22 protein-coding genes are annotated in these 19,485 nt (G+C 69.6%); 11 read left to right on the forward strand and 11 right to left on the reverse strand.

Annotated elements, in window-relative coordinates; all coding sequences use genetic code 11:
• From ABC304_RS00005 to ABC304_RS00030, 6 genes are all read left to right on the forward strand, one after another.
• A partial coding sequence (locus ABC304_RS00005) for an RraA family protein (protein WP_459564414.1) occupies window positions 1–343 on the forward strand: 343 nt, incomplete at its 5' end.
• 2 nt (window positions 344–345) lie between these two features.
• Window positions 346–1,299, forward strand: a complete 954-nt coding sequence (locus tag ABC304_RS00010) for an amidohydrolase family protein (RefSeq protein WP_005052167.1) — start codon at window positions 346–348, stop codon at window positions 1,297–1,299.
• 2 nt (window positions 1,300–1,301) lie between these two features.
• A complete protein-coding gene (locus ABC304_RS00015) occupies window positions 1,302–2,654 on the forward strand; it encodes a protocatechuate 4,5-dioxygenase subunit alpha/beta (protein WP_005052165.1) in 1,353 nt (450 codons plus the stop codon).
• Entirely contained in the window at window positions 2,651–3,604 is a 954-nt protein-coding gene (locus tag ABC304_RS00020; protein ID WP_005052163.1) for a Gfo/Idh/MocA family oxidoreductase, read from the forward strand. Before ABC304_RS00015 ends, ABC304_RS00020 begins: the two co-directional genes overlap by 4 nt.
• A complete protein-coding gene (locus ABC304_RS00025; RefSeq protein ID WP_005052159.1) occupies window positions 3,601–4,575 on the forward strand; it encodes an aldo/keto reductase in 975 nt (324 codons plus the stop codon). Before ABC304_RS00020 ends, ABC304_RS00025 begins: the two co-directional genes overlap by 4 nt.
• Window positions 4,572–5,282: a substrate-binding domain-containing protein gene (locus ABC304_RS00030; RefSeq protein ID WP_005052156.1), complete on the forward strand. Its 711-nt coding sequence runs from the start codon at window positions 4,572–4,574 to the stop codon at window positions 5,280–5,282. Before ABC304_RS00025 ends, ABC304_RS00030 begins: the two co-directional genes overlap by 4 nt.
• Before the next feature lie 450 nt (window positions 5,283–5,732).
• Here the strand turns inward: ABC304_RS00030 and ABC304_RS00035 are convergent, their stop codons facing one another.
• Genes ABC304_RS00035 through ABC304_RS00065 form a run of 7 tightly spaced genes read right to left on the reverse strand, consistent with a single transcriptional unit; the run spans window position 5,733 to window position 12,418 of the window.
• Window positions 5,733–6,443, reverse strand: coding sequence for a substrate-binding domain-containing protein (locus ABC304_RS00035; protein ID WP_005052156.1), 711 nt, complete (start codon window positions 6,441–6,443; stop codon window positions 5,733–5,735).
• The gene (locus ABC304_RS00040; protein ID WP_005052159.1) at window positions 6,440–7,414 is read right to left on the reverse strand and encodes an aldo/keto reductase; all 975 of its coding nucleotides are present in this window, start codon (window positions 7,412–7,414) and stop codon (window positions 6,440–6,442) included. The genes ABC304_RS00035 and ABC304_RS00040 overlap by 4 nt, the downstream gene beginning before the upstream one ends.
• Complete coding sequence (locus ABC304_RS00045; RefSeq protein ID WP_005052163.1) at window positions 7,411–8,364, reverse strand: Gfo/Idh/MocA family oxidoreductase; 954 nt, start codon at window positions 8,362–8,364, stop codon at window positions 7,411–7,413. The genes ABC304_RS00040 and ABC304_RS00045 overlap by 4 nt, the downstream gene beginning before the upstream one ends.
• Window positions 8,361–9,713 (reverse strand): protocatechuate 4,5-dioxygenase subunit alpha/beta, encoded by a 1,353-nt coding sequence (locus tag ABC304_RS00050; RefSeq protein WP_005052165.1) that lies wholly within the window; start codon window positions 9,711–9,713, stop codon window positions 8,361–8,363. The genes ABC304_RS00045 and ABC304_RS00050 overlap by 4 nt, the downstream gene beginning before the upstream one ends.
• A 2-nt stretch (window positions 9,714–9,715) precedes the next feature.
• On the reverse strand, window positions 9,716–10,669 hold the full coding sequence (locus ABC304_RS00055; protein WP_005052167.1) for an amidohydrolase family protein: 954 nt from the start codon (window positions 10,667–10,669) through the stop codon (window positions 9,716–9,718).
• 2 nt (window positions 10,670–10,671) lie between these two features.
• The gene (gene ligK, locus ABC304_RS00060) at window positions 10,672–11,370 is read right to left on the reverse strand and encodes a 4-carboxy-4-hydroxy-2-oxoadipate aldolase/oxaloacetate decarboxylase (RefSeq protein ID WP_005052171.1); all 699 of its coding nucleotides are present in this window, start codon (window positions 11,368–11,370) and stop codon (window positions 10,672–10,674) included.
• Window positions 11,371–11,389: 19 nt separating this feature from the next.
• Window positions 11,390–12,418: an amidohydrolase family protein gene (locus tag ABC304_RS00065; RefSeq protein WP_005052173.1), complete on the reverse strand. Its 1,029-nt coding sequence runs from the start codon at window positions 12,416–12,418 to the stop codon at window positions 11,390–11,392.
• A 149-nt stretch (window positions 12,419–12,567) separates the two neighbouring features.
• On the opposite strand from ABC304_RS00065, the gene ABC304_RS00070 reads away from it, so the two are divergent.
• Window positions 12,568–13,476 (forward strand): LysR family transcriptional regulator, encoded by a 909-nt coding sequence (locus tag ABC304_RS00070; protein WP_005052175.1) that lies wholly within the window; start codon window positions 12,568–12,570, stop codon window positions 13,474–13,476.
• On the opposite strand, the gene ABC304_RS00075 is transcribed toward ABC304_RS00070, so the two are convergent.
• Window positions 13,473–14,123, reverse strand: a complete 651-nt coding sequence (locus ABC304_RS00075; protein WP_005052177.1) for a hypothetical protein — start codon at window positions 14,121–14,123, stop codon at window positions 13,473–13,475. The genes ABC304_RS00070 and ABC304_RS00075 overlap by 4 nt on opposite strands.
• 126 nt (window positions 14,124–14,249) lie before the next feature.
• Between ABC304_RS00075 and ABC304_RS00080 the strand changes: the two genes are divergently transcribed.
• Together ABC304_RS00080 and ABC304_RS00085 are read left to right on the forward strand one after the other, a co-directional pair.
• A complete protein-coding gene (locus tag ABC304_RS00080) occupies window positions 14,250–14,957 on the forward strand; it encodes an IclR family transcriptional regulator (RefSeq protein WP_412928390.1) in 708 nt (235 codons plus the stop codon).
• A gap of 97 nt (window positions 14,958–15,054) precedes the next feature.
• Window positions 15,055–16,239 carry a 4-hydroxybenzoate 3-monooxygenase gene (locus tag ABC304_RS00085; RefSeq protein ID WP_005052183.1) on the forward strand — a complete coding sequence of 395 codons (1,185 nt, stop codon included), beginning with the start codon at window positions 15,055–15,057 and terminating at the stop codon, window positions 16,237–16,239.
• A 49-nt stretch (window positions 16,240–16,288) separates the two neighbouring features.
• Here the strand turns inward: ABC304_RS00085 and ABC304_RS00090 are convergent, their stop codons facing one another.
• The 3 genes from ABC304_RS00090 to ABC304_RS00100 are packed head-to-tail and all read right to left on the reverse strand — an operon-like array spanning window position 16,289 to window position 17,655.
• Window positions 16,289–16,825: a nuclear transport factor 2 family protein gene (locus tag ABC304_RS00090; protein WP_052323124.1), complete on the reverse strand. Its 537-nt coding sequence runs from the start codon at window positions 16,823–16,825 to the stop codon at window positions 16,289–16,291.
• 18 nt (window positions 16,826–16,843) lie between these two features.
• Window positions 16,844–17,143 carry a Dabb family protein gene (locus tag ABC304_RS00095; RefSeq protein WP_005052188.1) on the reverse strand — a complete coding sequence of 100 codons (300 nt, stop codon included), beginning with the start codon at window positions 17,141–17,143 and terminating at the stop codon, window positions 16,844–16,846.
• On the reverse strand, window positions 17,140–17,655 hold the full coding sequence (locus ABC304_RS00100; RefSeq protein WP_005052190.1) for an FAD-binding protein: 516 nt from the start codon (window positions 17,653–17,655) through the stop codon (window positions 17,140–17,142). The genes ABC304_RS00095 and ABC304_RS00100 overlap by 4 nt, the downstream gene beginning before the upstream one ends.
• A gap of 63 nt (window positions 17,656–17,718) precedes the next feature.
• On the opposite strand from ABC304_RS00100, the gene ABC304_RS00105 reads away from it, so the two are divergent.
• Window positions 17,719–18,729: a DUF4192 family protein gene (locus tag ABC304_RS00105; RefSeq protein WP_062637444.1), complete on the forward strand. Its 1,011-nt coding sequence runs from the start codon at window positions 17,719–17,721 to the stop codon at window positions 18,727–18,729.
• Window positions 18,730–18,863: 134 nt separating this feature from the next.
• Window positions 18,864–19,442 carry a hypothetical protein gene (locus ABC304_RS00110; RefSeq protein ID WP_005052196.1) on the forward strand — a complete coding sequence of 193 codons (579 nt, stop codon included), beginning with the start codon at window positions 18,864–18,866 and terminating at the stop codon, window positions 19,440–19,442.
• Window positions 19,443–19,485: the final 43 nt, after the last annotated feature.

The following is a 19,485-nucleotide window of genomic DNA, read 5'->3' on the forward strand; positions in this document are numbered from 1 at the left end:
CGGGGGCGTCCGCGACGTCGCCGACCTCGAGAAGATGGGCTTCCCGGTCTTCTCCCGCGCCATCAGCGCGAAGGGCACCGTCAAGGCGACGCTGGGCTCGGTCAACATCCCCGTGGTCGTGGCGAACGCCGTGGTGAACCCCGGCGACGTGGTGGTCGCGGATGTCGACGGCGTCGTGGTCGTCCCCCGCGAGCTCGTCGGCGCCGTCGCCGACGCCTCGCAGAAGCGCGAGGACAACGAGGAGGCCAAGCGCCAGAAGTTCCGCGAGGGCGTGCTCGGTCTCGACATCTACGGCATGCGGGAGCCGCTGGCGGCCGCGGGCCTCGAGTACGTGGAGGATTGACGATGGCTCACGCACAGGCGATCGCGCACGGCGACACCAGCGGCGGCTTCGAGAAGACGCCCGGTTGGCTGGACTGGTACGACGGCCCGACGACCCCGACGTTCCGGCTCCCCGCCGGCGCTGTCGACGCGCACTGCCACGTGTTCGGCCCCGGCGCGGAGTTCCCCTACGCCCCCGAGCGCAAGTACACGCCGTGCGACGCGTCGGCCGCGCAGCTGTTCGCGCTGCGCGACCAGCTCGGCTTCGACCGGAACGTCATCGTGCAGGCGACCTGCCACGGCGCCGACAACCGGGCGCTCGTCGACGCGCTGCGCCGCAGCAAGGGGCGTGCCCGCGGGGTCGCGACGGTTCGTCGCGACGTGACCGACGAGGAGCTCGCCGAGCTGCACGAGGCCGGTGTGCGCGGCGTGCGGTTCAACTTCGTCAAACGCCTCGTCGACCGGGTGCCGACCGACTCGCTCGACGCGATCGTGGAGAAGATCGCCCCCCTCGGGTGGCATGTCGTCATCTACTTCGAGGCCGAGGACCTTCCCGACCTCTACGACTTCTTCTCGGCGATCCCGACGGACGTCGTGGTCGACCACATGGGGCGTCCGGATGTGACGAAGGACCCGGAGGGTCCGGAGTTCGAGCTGTTCCTGCGCTTCATGCGCGAGAACCCCAACGTGTGGACGAAGGTGTCGTGCCCCGAGCGGCTCAGCGCCACCGGTCCGCGCGCGCTGAATGGCGAGCAGCACGCCTATACGGATGTCGTGCCGTTCGCCCGTCGCGTGGTCGAGGAGTTCCCCGATCGCGTGCTGTGGGGCACCGACTGGCCCCACCCCAACCTCAAGGACCACATGCCTGACGACGGGCTGCTGGTCGACTACATCCCACAGATCGCGACGACCCCCGAACTGCAGCAGAGGCTGCTCGTCGACAACCCGTCGCGGCTGTACTGGCCCGAAGGAGAATGACCATGGCACTCGACAAGCCGTACAAGGACATCCCCGGCACGACCATCTTCGATGCCGAGCAGGCCCGCAAGGGCTACCACCTCAACCAGTTCTCGATGTCTCTCATGAAGCCCGAGAACCGCGAGCGCTACCTCGCCGACCGCGAGGCGTACCTCGACGAATGGCCCCTCACCCCGGTGCAGCGTCAGGCGGTGCTCGATCTCGACCTGAACACCTGCATCGCCGAGGGCGGCAACATCTACTTCCTGAGCAAGATCGGCGCCACGCACGGTCTGAGCTTCCAGCAGATGGCCGGCTCGATGACCGGGATGTCGGAGGCGGCGTACCGCGACATGATGGTCGGAGGTGGCCGACGTCCCGAGGGCGTGCGCCTGAAGGATCTCGACGGGTGGACCCCGCCCTCGAACGAGAAGTCCGAGGTGATGCGCCCGGACGCCCCCGCGAAGTTCACGTCGGCGCTGTTCACGTCGCACGTGCCGGCGATCGGCGCCGCGATGGACCTGGGCAAGACCGAGGAGCCGTACTGGAAGAAGGTCTTCGACGGGTACCAGTGGACCCGGAAGTGGGCCAAGGAGAACACGCCCGACGTCATCATCCTGGTGTACAACGACCACGCCACGGCGTTCGACTCGAACATCATCCCGACCTTCGTCCTGGGCACGGGCGCGCACTATCCCGTCGCCGACGAGGGTTACGGCCCGCGCCCGGTGCCCGACGTGAAGGGGTATCCCGAGCTCGCCGCGCACATCGCCCAGTCGGTCATCCAGGACGATTTCGACCTCACCCTCGTCAACGAGATGGTCGTCGACCACGGCCTGACCGTGCCGCTGTCGCTGGTGTTCGGCGACGTCGAGGAGTGGCCGTGCCGGGTCATCCCGCTTCCGGTGAACGTCGTGCAGTACCCGGTTCCGTCCGGGCGTCGGTGCTACGAGTTGGGCAAGGCGATCCGTCGCGCGCTGGACAAGTGGGACGGTCCCGAGCTCAACGTGCAGATCTGGGGCACCGGGGGGATGAGCCACCAGCTGCAGGGCCCGCGCGCGGGACTGATCAACGAGGAGTGGGACAACGCGTTCCTCGACCACCTGATCGCCGACCCGCTGGGCCTCACCGAATGGTCGCACATGGAGTACGTCGACGAGGCCGGATCCGAGGGCATCGAGCTGGTGGACTGGCTCATCGCCCGTGGGGCGATGGACGACCAGTTCGGCGGCGGGGCGCCCGAGGTGAACCACCGGTTCTACCACGTCCCGGCGTCCAACACCGCCGTCGGCCACCTGGTCGTCACCAACCCCGTCGCGCCGCGGCCCGTCGAGTCCGAGAGTGTGAGCCTCCCCCTGGAGGAAGTCCACGCATGAGTGACAAGGTTCGCGTCGCCGTCGTCGGCGCCGCCGGCGCCTTCGGCATGAAGCACCTCGACGGCCTCGCGAACATCCCCGACGCCGAGGTGACCGTCGTCAGCGGCACCAGGCCCGAGCCCACGGAGTCGGTGGCCGAGAAGTACGGCGTGCCGAATGCCGTGCTCGGTCTCGACGCCGTGCTCGAGCGAGACGACGTCGACGCGGTGATCCTCGCGACGCCGACGCAGCAGCACGCGGATCAGACGCAGGCGGTGCTCGCCGCGGGCAAGCACGTGCAGGTCGAGATCCCGCTCGCCGATTCGCTGGCGGATGCCGAGGCCACCCTGGCCGCGGCATCCGCCTCCGACCGGGTCGCCATGGTCGGGCACACGCGGCGGTTCAACCCGTCGCATCAGCTGGTGCACAACCGGATCGCGGCCGGCGAGTTCGCGGTGCAGCAGATGGACGTGCAGACGTACTTCTTCCGCCGCACGAACACGAACGCGAAAGGCGAGGCGCGGTCGTGGACCGACCATCTGCTGTGGCACCATGCGGCACACACGGTCGACCTGTTCGCCTACCAGGCGGGTCGGATCGTGCAGGCCAACGCCATCCAGGGCCCGATCCACCCCGACCTCGGCATCGCGATGGACATGTCGATCCAGCTCAAGAGCGAGACCGGCGCGATCTGCACGCTGTCGCTGTCGTTCAACAACAACGGACCGTTCGGCACGTTCTTCCGCTACATCGGCGACACCGAGACCTACATCGCGCGCTACGACGACCTCTACAACGGTCGTGACGAGCAGATCGACGTCTCGCAGGTCGCCGTCAGCCTCAACGGCATCGAGCTGCAGGACCGGGAGTTCGTCGGCGCGATCCGCGAGGGCCGCGAGCCGAACTCGTCGATCCGCCAGGTCATCGACTGCTACCGCGTGCTCGGCGCGCTCGAGGAGCAGCTCGCGTGAGGCTTCCCCGCATGGGGCTCGGGTGCATGTCCCTCAGCCATGCCTACGGCACCCCTCCGTCTCTCGAGGACGGAGTGGCGCTCGTGCGTTCCGCGCTCGACGACGGCGTCCAGCTGCTCGACACCGCCACGCTGTACGGCGGCGGCCGCAACGAGGAGCTCGTCGGGCGCGCGATCGCGGGGCGTCGGGACGAGGTCGTGCTGGCCAGCAAGGGCGGCATGGCGCTCGTCGACGGCGTGAAGGTCATCGACGGGCGCCCCGAGACGCTGCGCGCACAGGTCGACGCCTCGCTGCGGCGGCTCGGCGTCGAACACATCGATCTCTACTACCTGCACCGGTGGGACAAGAAGGTGCCGATCGCCGAGAGCGTCGGGGCGCTGGCCGAGATGGTGGCGGCGGGAAAGATCGGCGCCATCGGGCTGTCGGAGGTGTCGGTGGACCGTCTCCGGGAGGCGCTCGCGGCGGCGCCCATCGCCGCGGTGCAGAACGAGTACTCGCTCTGGAGTCGCAATCCCGAGCTCGGCATCCTCGACGCCACCCGTGACGCCGGGGTGGCGCTGGTCGCGTTCTCACCGGTCGGACGCGGGTACCTCGCCGACTCCATCACCGACCCGGAGCAGTTGCCGCCGAAGGACATCCGCCGCGCGATGCCGCGCTTCCAGCCGGAGCACTGGGCCGCCAACGCCGCGTTGCTGCCCGCGTGGCGAGCCCTCGCCGCCGAGGCCGGCCGCACGCCGGCACAGCTGGCCTTGGCGTGGCTGCTCTCCCGCGGCGATCACGTCGTGCCGATCCCCGGGAGCACGGATGCGCACCACGTGCGCGAGAACCAGCGCTCTCTCGGCACGGTCGTCGATCCCGCGGTGCTCGTGCGCGCGGGCGAGCTGATCGACACCGCCACGGTGTCGGGGCCGCGCTACAACGCCACCGGGACGAGCGAGGTCGACGCCGAGTCGTTCGAGGCGGCCGTGTGAGAGCCATCTCCTCCATGGCGACGCGTCAGGTCCTCGCCGACCTGGCCACGGCGGCAGCGGACAGGGGGTTGCCCCTCGTCGAGATCGAGTCCGTCGGCGGAGTGGACGCCGCCCAGCGCGTGGCCGGGGGTGAGCAGCTCGATCTGGTGTTCCTCGCCGCCGACGCTCTGGACCGGCTCTCCGGAGACGGCCACGTGGACGCGGCGACGGTCACACCGCTCATGCTCTCGCGCGTCGCGGTCGCGGTTCCCTCGGGCACGCCCTCGCCCGCCGCCCGCCCCGACACGGCGGCGTTCGCGGACGCCCGCGGGGTCCGCGAGGCCCTGCGCGCCGCCGCTCGCATCGGCTACTCCACCGGCCCGAGCGGCACGGCGCTCGTCCGCACGATCGACGACTGGGGCCTCACCGGCCAGGTGGGCGATCGTCTCGTGCAGGCGCGACCCGGCATCCCGGTCGCCCGGCTGCTCGCCGACGGCCAGGTCGACCTCGGCTTCCAGCAGCTCAGCGAGCTCGTCGGTCAACCCGGGGTGCGCATCCTCGGTGTCCTGCCTTCGGACTGCGCCATCGAGACCGTGTTCTCGGGCGCCGTCGCGACCACCTCATCCGACCCGCGACGAGCCCGCGACGTCCTGGCGTTCTTCGCGTCCGATTCGACGGCATCCATCAAGACAGAGCACGCCTTCAGCCCGCCTGCACGACGGGACTGACCGGGATTCGGCGCCGCTTCGCCCGGTGTGCCGGATGGCTCACGCGGCCGTCAGGCGTCCGGCGTCTGCTCGGGGCCGAACCGGGCGGTGAACTCGTCGACGTCGAGAACGTTGCGTCCGAGCCGGCCGGACACCTGGTTGTAGGTGCCGGTGATCTCGAGGTCGCGGGCGCTGCGGAGCGTGCCGACGTAGCGGGGCTGCCAGCCGGTCTGCGCCAGCAGCGGGCCCGCTGCTGGCGCAGACCGGCTGGCAGCCCCGCTACGTCGGCACGCTCCGCAGCGCCCGCGACCTCGAGATCACCGGCACCTACAACCAGGTGTCCGGCCGGCTCGGACGCAACGTTCTCGACGTCGACGAGTTCACCGCCCGGTTCGGCCCCGAGCAGACGCCGGACGCCTGACGGCCGCGTGAGCCATCCGGCACACCGGGCGAAGCGGCGCCGAATCCCGGTCAGTCCCGTCGTGCAGGCGGGCTGAAGGCGTGCTCTGTCTTGATGGATGCCGTCGAATCGGACGCGAAGAACGCCAGGACGTCGCGGGCTCGTCGCGGGTCGGATGAGGTGGTCGCGACGGCGCCCGAGAACACGGTCTCGATGGCGCAGTCCGAAGGCAGGACACCGAGGATGCGCACCCCGGGTTGACCGACGAGCTCGCTGAGCTGCTGGAAGCCGAGGTCGACCTGGCCGTCGGCGAGCAGCCGGGCGACCGGGATGCCGGGTCGCGCCTGCACGAGACGATCGCCCACCTGGCCGGTGAGGCCCCAGTCGTCGATCGTGCGGACGAGCGCCGTGCCGCTCGGGCCGGTGGAGTAGCCGATGCGAGCGGCGGCGCGCAGGGCCTCGCGGACCCCGCGGGCGTCCGCGAACGCCGCCGTGTCGGGGCGGGCGGCGGGCGAGGGCGTGCCCGAGGGAACCGCGACCGCGACGCGCGAGAGCATGAGCGGTGTGACCGTCGCCGCGTCCACGTGGCCGTCTCCGGAGAGCCGGTCCAGAGCGTCGGCGGCGAGGAACACCAGATCGAGCTGCTCACCCCCGGCCACGCGCTGGGCGGCGTCCACTCCGCCGACGGACTCGATCTCGACGAGGGGCAACCCCCTGTCCGCTGCCGCCGTGGCCAGGTCGGCGAGGACCTGACGCGTCGCCATGGAGGAGATGGCTCTCACACGGCCGCCTCGAACGACTCGGCGTCGACCTCGCTCGTCCCGGTGGCGTTGTAGCGCGGCCCCGACACCGTGGCGGTGTCGATCAGCTCGCCCGCGCGCACGAGCACCGCGGGATCGACGACCGTGCCGAGAGAGCGCTGGTTCTCGCGCACGTGGTGCGCATCCGTGCTCCCGGGGATCGGCACGACGTGATCGCCGCGGGAGAGCAGCCACGCCAAGGCCAGCTGTGCCGGCGTGCGGCCGGCCTCGGCGGCGAGGGCTCGCCACGCGGGCAGCAACGCGGCGTTGGCGGCCCAGTGCTCCGGCTGGAAGCGCGGCATCGCGCGGCGGATGTCCTTCGGCGGCAACTGCTCCGGGTCGGTGATGGAGTCGGCGAGGTACCCGCGTCCGACCGGTGAGAACGCGACCAGCGCCACCCCGGCGTCACGGGTGGCGTCGAGGATGCCGAGCTCGGGATTGCGACTCCAGAGCGAGTACTCGTTCTGCACCGCGGCGATGGGCGCCGCCGCGAGCGCCTCCCGGAGACGGTCCACCGACACCTCCGACAGCCCGATGGCGCCGATCTTTCCCGCCGCCACCATCTCGGCCAGCGCCCCGACGCTCTCGGCGATCGGCACCTTCTTGTCCCACCGGTGCAGGTAGTAGAGATCGATGTGTTCGACGCCGAGCCGCCGCAGCGAGGCGTCGACCTGTGCGCGCAGCGTCTCGGGGCGCCCGTCGATGACCTTCACGCCGTCGACGAGCGCCATGCCGCCCTTGCTGGCCAGCACGACCTCGTCCCGACGCCCCGCGATCGCGCGCCCGACGAGCTCCTCGTTGCGGCCGCCGCCGTACAGCGTGGCGGTGTCGAGCAGCTGGACGCCGTCGTCGAGCGCGGAACGCACGAGCGCCACTCCGTCCTCGAGAGACGGAGGGGTGCCGTAGGCATGGCTGAGGGACATGCACCCGAGCCCCATGCGGGGAAGCCTCACGCGAGCTGCTCCTCGAGCGCGCCGAGCACGCGGTAGCAGTCGATGACCTGGCGGATCGACGAGTTCGGCTCGCGGCCCTCGCGGATCGCGCCGACGAACTCCCGGTCCTGCAGCTCGATGCCGTTGAGGCTGACGGCGACCTGCGAGACGTCGATCTGCTCGTCACGACCGTTGTAGAGGTCGTCGTAGCGCGCGATGTAGGTCTCGGTGTCGCCGATGTAGCGGAAGAACGTGCCGAACGGTCCGTTGTTGTTGAACGACAGCGACAGCGTGCAGATCGCGCCGGTCTCGCTCTTGAGCTGGATCGACATGTCCATCGCGATGCCGAGGTCGGGGTGGATCGGGCCCTGGATGGCGTTGGCCTGCACGATCCGACCCGCCTGGTAGGCGAACAGGTCGACCGTGTGTGCCGCATGGTGCCACAGCAGATGGTCGGTCCACGACCGCGCCTCGCCTTTCGCGTTCGTGTTCGTGCGGCGGAAGAAGTACGTCTGCACGTCCATCTGCTGCACCGCGAACTCGCCGGCCGCGATCCGGTTGTGCACCAGCTGATGCGACGGGTTGAACCGCCGCGTGTGCCCGACCATGGCGACCCGGTCGGAGGCGGATGCCGCGGCCAGGGTGGCCTCGGCATCCGCCAGCGAATCGGCGAGCGGGATCTCGACCTGCACGTGCTTGCCCGCGGCGAGCACCGCCTGCGTCTGATCCGCGTGCTGCTGCGTCGGCGTCGCGAGGATCACCGCGTCGACGTCGTCTCGCTCGAGCACGGCGTCGAGACCGAGCACGGCATTCGGCACGCCGTACTTCTCGGCCACCGACTCCGTGGGCTCGGGCCTGGTGCCGCTGACGACGGTCACCTCGGCGTCGGGGATGTTCGCGAGGCCGTCGAGGTGCTTCATGCCGAAGGCGCCGGCGGCGCCGACGACGGCGACGCGAACCTTGTCACTCATGCGTGGACTTCCTCCAGGGGGAGGCTCACACTCTCGGACTCGACGGGCCGCGGCGCGACGGGGTTGGTGACGACCAGGTGGCCGACGGCGGTGTTGGACGCCGGGACGTGGTAGAACCGGTGGTTCACCTCGGGCGCCCCGCCGCCGAACTGGTCGTCCATCGCCCCACGGGCGATGAGCCAGTCCACCAGCTCGATGCCCTCGGATCCGGCCTCGTCGACGTACTCCATGTGCGACCATTCGGTGAGGCCCAGCGGGTCGGCGATCAGGTGGTCGAGGAACGCGTTGTCCCACTCCTCGTTGATCAGTCCCGCGCGCGGGCCCTGCAGCTGGTGGCTCATCCCCCCGGTGCCCCAGATCTGCACGTTGAGCTCGGGACCGTCCCACTTGTCCAGCGCGCGACGGATCGCCTTGCCCAACTCGTAGCACCGACGCCCGGACGGAACCGGGTACTGCACGACGTTCACCGGAAGCGGGATGACCCGGCACGGCCACTCCTCGACGTCGCCGAACACCAGCGACAGCGGCACGGTCAGGCCGTGGTCGACGACCATCTCGTTGACGAGGGTGAGGTCGAAATCGTCCTGGATGACCGACTGGGCGATGTGCGCGGCGAGCTCGGGATACCCCTTCACGTCGGGCACCGGGCGCGGGCCGTAACCCTCGTCGGCGACGGGATAGTGCGCGCCCGTGCCCAGGACGAAGGTCGGGATGATGTTCGAGTCGAACGCCGTGGCGTGGTCGTTGTACACCAGGATGATGACGTCGGGCGTGTTCTCCTTGGCCCACTTCCGGGTCCACTGGTACCCGTCGAAGACCTTCTTCCAGTACGGCTCCTCGGTCTTGCCCAGGTCCATCGCGGCGCCGATCGCCGGCACGTGCGACGTGAACAGCGCCGACGTGAACTTCGCGGGGGCGTCCGGGCGCATCACCTCGGACTTCTCGTTCGAGGGCGGGGTCCACCCGTCGAGATCCTTCAGGCGCACGCCCTCGGGACGTCGGCCACCTCCGACCATCATGTCGCGGTACGCCGCCTCCGACATCCCGGTCATCGAGCCGGCCATCTGCTGGAAGCTCAGACCGTGCGTGGCGCCGATCTTGCTCAGGAAGTAGATGTTGCCGCCCTCGGCGATGCAGGTGTTCAGGTCGAGATCGAGCACCGCCTGACGCTGCACCGGGGTGAGGGGCCATTCGTCGAGGTACGCCTCGCGGTCGGCGAGGTAGCGCTCGCGGTTCTCGGGCTTCATGAGAGACATCGAGAACTGGTTGAGGTGGTAGCCCTTGCGGGCCTGCTCGGCATCGAAGATGGTCGTGCCGGGGATGTCCTTGTACGGCTTGTCGAGTGCCATGGTCATTCTCCTTCGGGCCAGTACAGCCGCGACGGGTTGTCGACGAGCAGCCTCTGCTGCAGTTCGGGGGTCGTCGCGATCTGTGGGATGTAGTCGACCAGCAGCCCGTCGTCAGGCATGTGGTCCTTGAGGTTGGGGTGGGGCCAGTCGGTGCCCCACAGCACGCGATCGGGGAACTCCTCGACCACGCGACGGGCGAACGGCACGACATCCGTATAGGCGTGCTGCTCGCCATTCAGCGCGCGCGGACCGGTGGCGCTGAGCCGCTCGGGGCACGACACCTTCGTCCACACGTTGGGGTTCTCGCGCATGAAGCGCAGGAACAGCTCGAACTCCGGACCCTCCGGGTCCTTCGTCACATCCGGACGCCCCATGTGGTCGACCACGACGTCCGTCGGGATCGCCGAGAAGAAGTCGTAGAGGTCGGGAAGGTCCTCGGCCTCGAAGTAGATGACGACATGCCACCCGAGGGGGGCGATCTTCTCCACGATCGCGTCGAGCGAGTCGGTCGGCACCCGGTCGACGAGGCGTTTGACGAAGTTGAACCGCACGCCGCGCACACCGGCCTCGTGCAGCTCGGCGAGCTCCTCGTCGGTCACGTCGCGACGAACCGTCGCGACCCCGCGGGCACGCCCCTTGCTGCGGCGCAGCGCGTCGACGAGCGCCCGGTTGTCGGCGCCGTGGCAGGTCGCCTGCACGATGACGTTCCGGTCGAAGCCGAGCTGGTCGCGCAGCGCGAACAGCTGCGCGGCCGACGCGTCGCACGGCGTGTACTTGCGCTCGGGGGCGTAGGGGAACTCCGCGCCGGGGCCGAACACGTGGCAGTGCGCGTCGACAGCGCCGGCGGGGAGCCGGAACGTCGGGGTCGTCGGGCCGTCGTACCAGTCCAGCCAACCGGGCGTCTTCTCGAAGCCGCCGCTGGTGTCGCCGTGCGCGATCGCCTGTGCGTGAGCCATCGTCAATCCTCCACGTACTCGAGGCCCGCGGCCGCCAGCGGCTCCCGCATGCCGTAGATGTCGAGACCGAGCACGCCCTCGCGGAACTTCTGGCGCTTGGCCTCCTCGTTGTCCTCGCGCTTCTGCGAGGCGTCGGCGACGGCGCCGACGAGCTCGCGGGGGACGACCACGACGCCGTCGACATCCGCGACCACCACGTCGCCGGGGTTCACCACGGCGTTCGCCACGACCACGGGGATGTTGACCGAGCCCAGCGTCGCCTTGACGGTGCCCTTCGCGCTGATGGCGCGGGAGAAGACCGGGAAGCCCATCTTCTCGAGGTCGGCGACGTCGCGGACGCCCCCGTCGATGACCAGGCCCTTGCAGCCCCGGGCGGTGAGGGAGGTGGCGAGCAGCTCGCCGAAGAAGCCGTCCTCGCTCTCCGTGGTGCAGCCGGCGACGATGACGTCGCCCTCCTGCACCTGCTCGGCGGCGACGTGGAACATCCAGTTGTCGCCGGGCTGCAGGAGCACCGTGACGGCCGGGCCGCACAGCGTCGCCCCGCTGTACGCCGGGCGGATGTACGGCCGCAGCAGGCCGACCCGGCCCATCGCCTCGTGGATCGTGGCGACCCCGAACCGCGAGAGCCGCGCGACGTCGGCGGAGTCGGGCCGCTCGATGCGCGTGCGGACGATGCCGAGGTCGTTCAGTCGCTGAGTCATCGGGTTCTCCAGGGTGAGGTCACAGGCCGCGGGCTCGCAGGGCGCGGTCCAGGCGCGGGTACACGCGGCGGGCGTTGCCTTCGAAGACCTGTCCGCGTCGTTCGTCGGTGAGGTTCCCGGTCGCATCCACGTATCGCTTCGTGTCGTCGAAGTAGTGGCCCGTGCGCGGGTCGACGTCGCGGACGGCGCCGATCATCTCGCTCGCGAAGAGGATGTTCTCGGTCGGGATGACCCCGGTGAGCAGGTCGATGCCCGGCTGGTGGTACACGCACGTGTCGAAGTACACGTTGCCCAGGAGGTGCTCCTCCAGCTCGGGCTTGCCGAGCGCCATCGCCAGGCCGCGGAAGCGTCCCCAGTGATAGGGCACCGCGCCGCCGCCGTGCGGGATGACGAGCTTCAGGTCGGGGAAGTCGCGGAACAGGTCGCCCTTGAGCAGCTGCATGAATGCCGTCGTGTCGGCACCCAGGTAGTGGTCGCCGGTGGTGTGGAACTGCGGCTTGCACGAGGTGCTCACGTGGATCATCGCGGGCAGCTCGTACTCGACGAGCTTCTCGTAGAGCGGATACCAGCTCTTGTCCGTCAGCAGCGGGGCGGTCCACAGTCCGCCGGACGGGTCGGGGTTGATGTTGACGGTCACGACGCCCAGATCGTTCACCGCCCGGTCGAGTTCGGCGAGGGTCGTCTTCGGGTCGACGCCCGGCGACTGCGGGAGCATCGCGCCCGGGAGGAAACGGTCGGGGAACAGCTGCGACACCCGCGCGACGAGGTCGTTGCAGATGCGCGCCCAGGTCTCGCTGACGGCGAGGTCGCCGAGGTGGTGGGCCATGAACGATGCACGGGGACTGAACACCGTGACATCGCTGCCGCGGTCGTCCATCAGCCGCAACTGGTTCGCCTCGATGGTCTCGCGGATGTCGTCATCGCTGATCCGCAGCGCGGCCGGGTCGGGCGCCTCGCCCGCGCCTTCCGCATACGCGATCTGCAGATCGCGCCACGCTCCCAGCTGCGCGGGGGCCGTGGTGTAGTGGCCATGGATGTCGATGATCAACGTGCGTCCTCGTCACTGTGATCGGGTCGGTGCCGGGTGGTGCGTGCCACGTCGGCAGCGGTGCCGGTGCTGTCACCCTGACTCTAGTTCGCTCTATGGGTATGGTCCAATAGATGTAGGAGCCGAACCGTATAGATGGGATCAATGCGATGTCGCTCACCGATCTCAACCAGTTGCGCACTTTCGTCGTGCTGTACGAGCTGCGCAGTCTGACCGCCGCCGCCGAGCGATTGCACGTCACGCAGCCGACGGTCAGCTACACGCTGAGGAGGTTGCGGCAGCGGTTCGGCGACGACCTGTTCCGCCGCCAGGGGAACGAGATGGTGCCGACCCCGCGTGCCCGGCAGCTGTTCGGACCGCTGCACGAGGCACTGTCGCGCATCGATGCCGTGGTGAGCGCGCCCGACGCCTTCGATCCCGCGAGCTTCGGCGGGGAGCTCTCGCTCGCGCTGACCTCGATCGGCGAGCAGACCTTCCTGCCGCCGATCATGCCGGTGCTCGCGAAGGAGGCGCCGGACCTTCACCTGCAGGTGCGGCGGCTGGACGCGGATCAGGTGGAAGACGGGCTCGTCCGGGGCACCATCGACCTGGCGATCACGGTGTCGTTGCTGGACTCGCCGCGGCTGTGGCGCACACCGGTGCGCGACGTGGAGTACGTGGCGCTGTCCTCGCGTGCCCATCCGCTGCCTCCGACCGCCGCGGACATGTTCGTCGGGCGCCGCTTCGTGCGGGTGTCCTCCCGCGGCGGCCACGTGTACCCGCTCCAGGCGATGATCGAACAGGGACTCATGCCGCAGGTGACGCTGACGGTCGAGGAGTACGCCACCGTGCCCGCGGTGCTCGAGGCGACCGATCTCGTCGTGCTGCTGCCGCGACACGTGGCCGAGGTGTTCTGCGGATGGTTCCCCGGTCTGCGCATCGCCGAGCTGCCGTGGCCGGGCCAGAGCACCCCGGTCGCGCTCTACACGCGACGCGAACTGAGCATGTCTCCCGCGCAGACGTGGTTCCGATCGGTGGTGCTGGATGCGGTGGCCGCCGACGACCACCGGCCGACCTAGCCGTTCTTGCGGTTCCAGCTTGCCTTCGCGGGCGCGAAAGGGCTGCGCACGTGGATCGACCAGTTCGAGTGCGGGTGGACGGAGAGGATCGCCCGTTCGAACCACGACCGGGCCTCGTCCGAGAGCTGCGGCAGCACCACGTCCTTGTCGAGGTCATCCTCCGGCCGCGGCCGCAACGCCTTCCAGACCAGCTGCACCTCGGGCGCACCGGTCGGAATGCCGTCGACCTCGAGCACGGCGCGATCCCACGGCAACTGCAGCCGCGGGTCTCGCCGGTACAGCCAGGCATGTTCCGTCCCATCCTCGACGTTCACCTGAAGCACCCAGGCGCCGGAGCGCTCGTCCTGAATCCGCACCGGCTGCACATCGGCATCGTCGGGCGCGTCGGCCCAGGGGATGACGGCGTCCTCCCCCGCAGGCGCCCAGGCGGTGAAACCGGCAGGCAACGCCCGGACCAGCTGCGGCAGCCCGCCTTGGGTGGTGCTCACGTCCGTGTTCGGCCGTTCGCGGATCGTCCGGCCCAGCCAGTGCTCCAGGGCCACCCCGCCCGACAGCCACCAGCGGGCGCTACCGACCCGAAGGAGCTCAGCGACAGCATGAGGCGTGAGGGGCTCCCAAGCCGTTGCAGCATCCGGAACAGAAACCATGAGCCGAGGCTACCGCCGTCGCGTCAGGCAGGGGACCAACCATCGCCGCAACACCGTCGACGCGAGCCGTGTCATCCTGAGCGCATGGCGAACTCGCCCTCCAGCGACTCGATGATCGACCGCATCGTGCGCGTCCTCGAGACGTTCACAGCTGATCGTTCGGTGCAGTCGGCCAGTCAGATCGGGCGCCGAGCGGCGCTGCCGTCGTCCACCGCGCACCGGATCGTGGACGAGCTGGTCGACGCCGGACTGCTCGGACGCGACGAGGACCGCCGCGTCCACCTGGGAATGCGCTTGTGGGAACTGGCCCTCCGCGGGTCGACCGCGCTACGTCTGCGCCAGGCGGCGCTCCCCTATATGGAGCGCGTGCAGACGCACATCCGCCAGCACACCCAACTCGCCGTTCTCGAACAGGACGAAGCACTGTTCCTCGAACGCCTTTCGCACCCCGACGCCGGTGCGAACATCACACGGATCGCTGGGCGGCTACCGCTGCACGCCTCCTCGTCGGGCCTCGTCCTGCTCGCGCACGCTCCCGCCGATCTCCGCGAACGCGTGCTCGCCCAGCCGTTGCGCGCTCTCGCACCCGAGACGGTGACCGATCCCGGACGTCTACGCCGTCTCCTCGCTGGCGTGCGTCGCGATGGCGTGGCGATCGCGCAAGGTTCGATCGAATCCGTCTCGACCGGCGTGGCCGTGCCGATCCGCGACGCAGGTGAAGTCGTCGCCGCGCTTTCCGTGGTGCTACCACGACAAGCGCCGCACACGGCGGCGATCATCGCTCTGCGAGAAGCCGTGACCGGCATCGAGGCCACGCTGCGGTCCCCCCGATAGTCGGCGTCTCCCGTTCAACGGGAATGCGGCGTTCGACCGTCTGAACCGGGTTCACACTGAGCGAGGCATCCGTTGTCACGTCGAAGGAGACGCCCCAATGTCCACCATCCGCACCCGCGTCGCCATCGTCGGCGCTGGACCCGCCGGACTGCTGCTGTCGCATCTGCTCGCGGCGTCCGGCCTCGAGTCAGTCGTCATCGATCAGCGTTCCCGTGAAGAGATCGAGACCACGATCCGGGCAGGCATCCTCGAACAGGGCACCGTCGAGGTGCTCGACACGCTCGGCGCGTTCAGCCGCGCCCGCACCCTGGGAGACCGCCACGACGGCATCGAGCTCCGCTTCGCCGGCAGCGGACACCGCATCGACTTCGCCGACCTCGTCGGCCGCGGTGTGTGGCTGTACCCGCAGCACGAAGTCCTGAAGGATCTCATCGCCGCGCGGCTCTCCAGTGGCCAAGACCTGCGCTTCGGCGTGACGGCGCATCGTATCGAGGACCCCGCGTCCGACCGCCCACGCGTCATCGCCACCGGCGCAGACGGATCGCCTCTCGAGATCGAGGCCGAGTTCGTCGTCGGCGCCGACGGGTCACGCAGTGTCGTGCGGGAGGCCGTAACCGGTTCCCACACAGGCGGGCACTTCCGCGAGTACCCGTTCGCCTGGTTCGGCATCCTCTGCGAGGCGCCGCCCAGCGCCGACGAGCTCATCTACAGCAACTCCCCCGATGGCTTCGCGCTCATCAGCCAGCGAAGCACCACCGTGCAGCGCATGTACTTCCAATGCGATCCCCGCACCGACCCCAGCACCCTCACCGAGGAGCAACTGTGGGAAGAACTGCAGAAGCGGGTGCCGGGGACGACGCTCAAGGAAGGCCCCGTCTTCCAACGCGACGTGCTGCGATTCCGGAGCTTCGTCGCCCTCGAACTGCTTCGCGGCCGCCTCGCACTCATCGGCGACGCCGCCCATACCGTGCCGCCCACCGGCGCGAAAGGCATGAACCTTGCCGTAGCCGACGTCCTCGTTCTCGAGCGCGCGCTGCGCGCGCTTCTGCTCGAGAGGGACAGCCGCCTCGTCGAGGCCTTCCCCGAGACGGCGCTGCACCGCATCTGGAAGGCCCAGCACTTCTCCTGGTGGATGACCAGCATGCTTCACGTCGCCCCCGATGCAAGGGACTTCGACCGCCTCCGCCAGCTCGGAGAGCTCCAATCCGTCGTCGAGTCCGAAGCCGGCCGCCGCTTCCTCGCCGAGGCATACACCGGCTGGCCCCTCCACACCCTCACCTGAGCCGGCGCTCACGGTTCGGACCAGAGGGTGCGGCACCCGCGGGTCGGCGTCAGTCCAGCCAGCCGGGGACCGCGGGAACCACCGGGTAGTCGATCGCAGGCGCGTCGCCAACGATGGGATCCATGCGGATCCGGCTCAGTCGCATGAAGGCGATGCGCCAGCCGGACTCGGTGAGTCGGTAGAGCTCCTCGTAGTAGCCATATCCCCGCATCCCCCTCTGTTCCGGCACGGTGATCCCCATATACCCTCGTGACCCGCGTGGCCACGTCAGATAGTCGGTCATGGCCCAGCGCCCGCGAGCCGAGAAGTCATCGATCCGCCGAAACTGCGGCATGAACCCGTGATGGACGCTGACGACCTCTTCGGTCATGTTGCGCATCAGGTTCTCCACGAACGTGTCGGGGTCGGGCGCGGCGGCCCACAGTCCTTCGAAGACGCAGTCGTCCACGAAGAGTCCGCGCAGTTCGTCCCACTGCTTCAGGTCGACGTAGTGAAAATAGCGTGCCTTCAGGTCGCGGAGCTCCTCTGCCACGGTGGGGGTGACCGCACGTACTCGGGGCATCGAGAAACCATCCTCGCTCTTCACGGCGCCTGGGTACTTCCTCTACTGCTCGTCGATCTCGAAGTCGACCGAGGCGATCTGCTCCGAGATCGCTCCGGAGAGAGGGAAGAGCGGCAGATGCGCGGGGTGCGTCGCGTAGGCACGGACATCGTCGAGGGTGCGGAAGTCGGCGACGAGTGCATAGTCCCATGCGCGTTCGCTGCGCATCACGTCGGGGCCGTGTGACAGTCGGACCAGGCCGGGAATCTTTCCGAGCAGACCATCGAGCAGGTCGCGCCACTCCTCGAGCACGGCAGGATCATGGTTCGCTGCGAACGAGAAGAACACGACGTGACGGATCATCGTGCCCCGGCTCCGTCGGCAAGGCTCAGGTCGCCGATCGACGCGCCGCTGGCGGTACGCCCGAGAAGGTAGGCCATGGTCATGATCGGACCGAGCGTGGCGCCGGCGCCGGGGTAGCCGGCGGCGAAGGCGTTCTCGGAGGCGTTGCCGACCGCAAACAGGCCGCGTATGGCATCGCCGTCTGCGTCGAGGACCCTTCCGAGGCCGTCGGTGGCGATCCCTCCGCTGGTGCCGAAGCAGCCGTTCACCACGGCGAGAGCGTAGTAGGGGCCTTGCTCGAGCGGTGCGAGGCTGGGATTGGGATACGGGTTCTGTTCGTCTCCCCAGTAGCGGTCGTACGCGCTCGCACCGCGGTGGAAGTCCGGATCCTCCCCACGGGCGGCGTGCTCGTTGAATCGCGCGACCGTCTCGGCCAGCGCCTGGGCGGGAACGTCGATCTTCCCGGCGAGCTCTCCGAGGGTTGCTCCTTCGACGAGCCAGTCGGGAGTCGGCTCCTGGCGTGCATCGACCAATGTCGGAGGCCTCCCGTAGCCTGTAAATGTCACATTCACTAGCCAACGTTCCGGGAGGACACCATGGCCACCACACCGACCACCATCAAGGCGGGCACCCCGCGCGACTTCCTCGGCCTCGTGCCCGCGCTGCTCGGCTTCACCCCGCAGGACTCGCTCGTGCTCGTGCCCTTCGAGGCGTCGCGCACGATCGGGGCGATGCGACTCGACCTCGACGCGGATGCCGCGACGCTCGCGCACACCGGCCTCGGGCTGGTCTGCCGAGTGCCGCGCGTGACCGGGGTAGCCGCCGTGATCTACGCCGCCGAGGACGCCGACAGCACCCGCGATCTCGGCCAGCAGATCGCCGATGTCGCCGACCGGCAGGGACTGCACCTGGTGGACGTGCTCTACGTCGCCAGCGACGGCTACGGCAGCCACCTGACCGGCGAGGCACCGCGCCCCGTCGCCGAGATCGCGACCCCGGACGCGCTGCGCGAGAAGGTCGCAGCATCCCAGACCGCCGGGGCGAGCATCCCCGACGCCGACCCGGCGCGTGCCGCCCGGATCGCGTTCGCGGCCGCGCGGATGGACGACGATGCCCTCGCGGACTTCGTCGCCGTCGCGGAGGACGCCCTGACCGGTGACCCCGCCGACCTCGACACCCGCCAGGCTGCGATCCTGCTCACCGGCATCGGCATCCCGCTGTGGCGTGACGTGGCCCTCATCCAGTGGGCCACCGACCGCGGCAACGGCACCCGTGCCCTGGCCGCGCAGATCGGCCACTCGATCATGGGCGCACCCGTCCCCGAGAGCATCGCCCGCACCCTCTACGGACAGGGCGACCGCCCCGACGCCGACCGGCTGACGGCGGGACTCGCGCTCGTGCGCCACCTTGCCGCCTACGCCGACGACCAGGAGCGCCCCAACCTGCTCGCCGCCGCCGCCTGGCTGTCCTGGGCGCTGGGCCGATCCACTCACGCCACCGTCTACACCGACCGCGCCCTCGCGATCGACCCCGACCACGGCATGAGCCAGATCGTCGCGACCCTCTGCTCGGCAGCCGTGCTCCCGGATTGGGCGTTCGCCCGCTGAGCGTCACCGAGTGCCCGCCGGTCACCCCGGCGGGCACTCGCCCGTGACGCACTCGCGATGTCCCCGCGCGATGTCGGAGGCCACCCGTAGCCTATGAATGTCACATTCACTAGCAATCGTTCCGGGAGGACTCCATGACCGAGACCATCAACAACGTCCACGACATCCGCGCAGCCGTCGAGCGCGCGATCCGCTTCCACGCTCCGCTGCGCGCCGAGTTCGACGAGGGATGGACGACCATCGAGCCGGACGAGCTGCGCCAGGCCTGGGACGACTACAGCCTCAGCGACCCGTTCACCCTCGACCCCGCAATGCCCGCCCTGCTCGCTCGCATCGACGCCGACCACCCGGACGACGACCCCCAGGTGTGGGTGCCCCTCGGCGGGCAGGGCGACCCCGACTATCTGGATGCCGTCGTGGTCACCGAGCGCACCGTCACCAAGTACACCGCGCGCGACGGCCAGATCGAGCAGCCCTACTCGCTCCCCGAGGGCGACCCCCACGGCCTCACGCAGAGCGGCTGGCGGGCCGCGGCGAGCGCAGCGCGCTACGCGATCATCGGCCTCAACGCCGACGCCAGCAACACCGAGTACCTGCGCGGGCAGATCGAGGCGTACCTGACCGCGTTCGGTCACTTCGAGCCGGGGCGCGATGCCGACGCCAAGCGCGAGCGGGTCACCGCCGAGATCACCGCGGCGATCGCCGCCCAGTGACCCACGCCGGGGCGGGCGCGCAGACCGCGCCGCCCGCCCCGCC

The sequence above is a fragment of the Microbacterium jepli genome, assembly GCF_047237905.1.
Classification (GTDB): domain Bacteria; phylum Actinomycetota; class Actinomycetes; order Actinomycetales; family Microbacteriaceae; genus Microbacterium.

Excerpts from the sequence above, each read along its gene's own strand:
- ABC304_RS00010 (WP_005052167.1), top strand. The coding sequence starts at position 346 with ATGGCTCACGCACAGGCGATCGCGCACGGCGACACCAGCGGCGGCTTC.
- ABC304_RS00015 (WP_005052165.1), top strand. The coding sequence starts at position 1,302 with ATGGCACTCGACAAGCCGTACAAGGACATCCCCGGCACGACCATCTTC.
- ABC304_RS00020 (WP_005052163.1), top strand. The coding sequence starts at position 2,651 with ATGAGTGACAAGGTTCGCGTCGCCGTCGTCGGCGCCGCCGGCGCCTTC.
- ABC304_RS00045 (WP_005052163.1), bottom strand. The coding sequence starts at position 8,364 with ATGAGTGACAAGGTTCGCGTCGCCGTCGTCGGCGCCGCCGGCGCCTTC.
- ABC304_RS00050 (WP_005052165.1), bottom strand. The coding sequence starts at position 9,713 with ATGGCACTCGACAAGCCGTACAAGGACATCCCCGGCACGACCATCTTC.
- ABC304_RS00055 (WP_005052167.1), bottom strand. The coding sequence starts at position 10,669 with ATGGCTCACGCACAGGCGATCGCGCACGGCGACACCAGCGGCGGCTTC.
- ligK (WP_005052171.1), bottom strand. The coding sequence starts at position 11,370 with ATGACTCAGCGACTGAACGACCTCGGCATCGTCCGCACGCGCATCGAG.
- ABC304_RS00070 (WP_005052175.1), top strand. The coding sequence starts at position 12,568 with ATGTCGCTCACCGATCTCAACCAGTTGCGCACTTTCGTCGTGCTGTAC.
- ABC304_RS00075 (WP_005052177.1), bottom strand. The coding sequence starts at position 14,123 with ATGGTTTCTGTTCCGGATGCTGCAACGGCTTGGGAGCCCCTCACGCCT.
- ABC304_RS00085 (WP_005052183.1), top strand. The coding sequence starts at position 15,055 with ATGTCCACCATCCGCACCCGCGTCGCCATCGTCGGCGCTGGACCCGCC.
- ABC304_RS00095 (WP_005052188.1), bottom strand. The coding sequence starts at position 17,143 with ATGATCCGTCACGTCGTGTTCTTCTCGTTCGCAGCGAACCATGATCCT.
- ABC304_RS00105 (WP_062637444.1), top strand. The coding sequence starts at position 17,719 with ATGGCCACCACACCGACCACCATCAAGGCGGGCACCCCGCGCGACTTC.
- ABC304_RS00110 (WP_005052196.1), top strand. The coding sequence starts at position 18,864 with ATGACCGAGACCATCAACAACGTCCACGACATCCGCGCAGCCGTCGAG.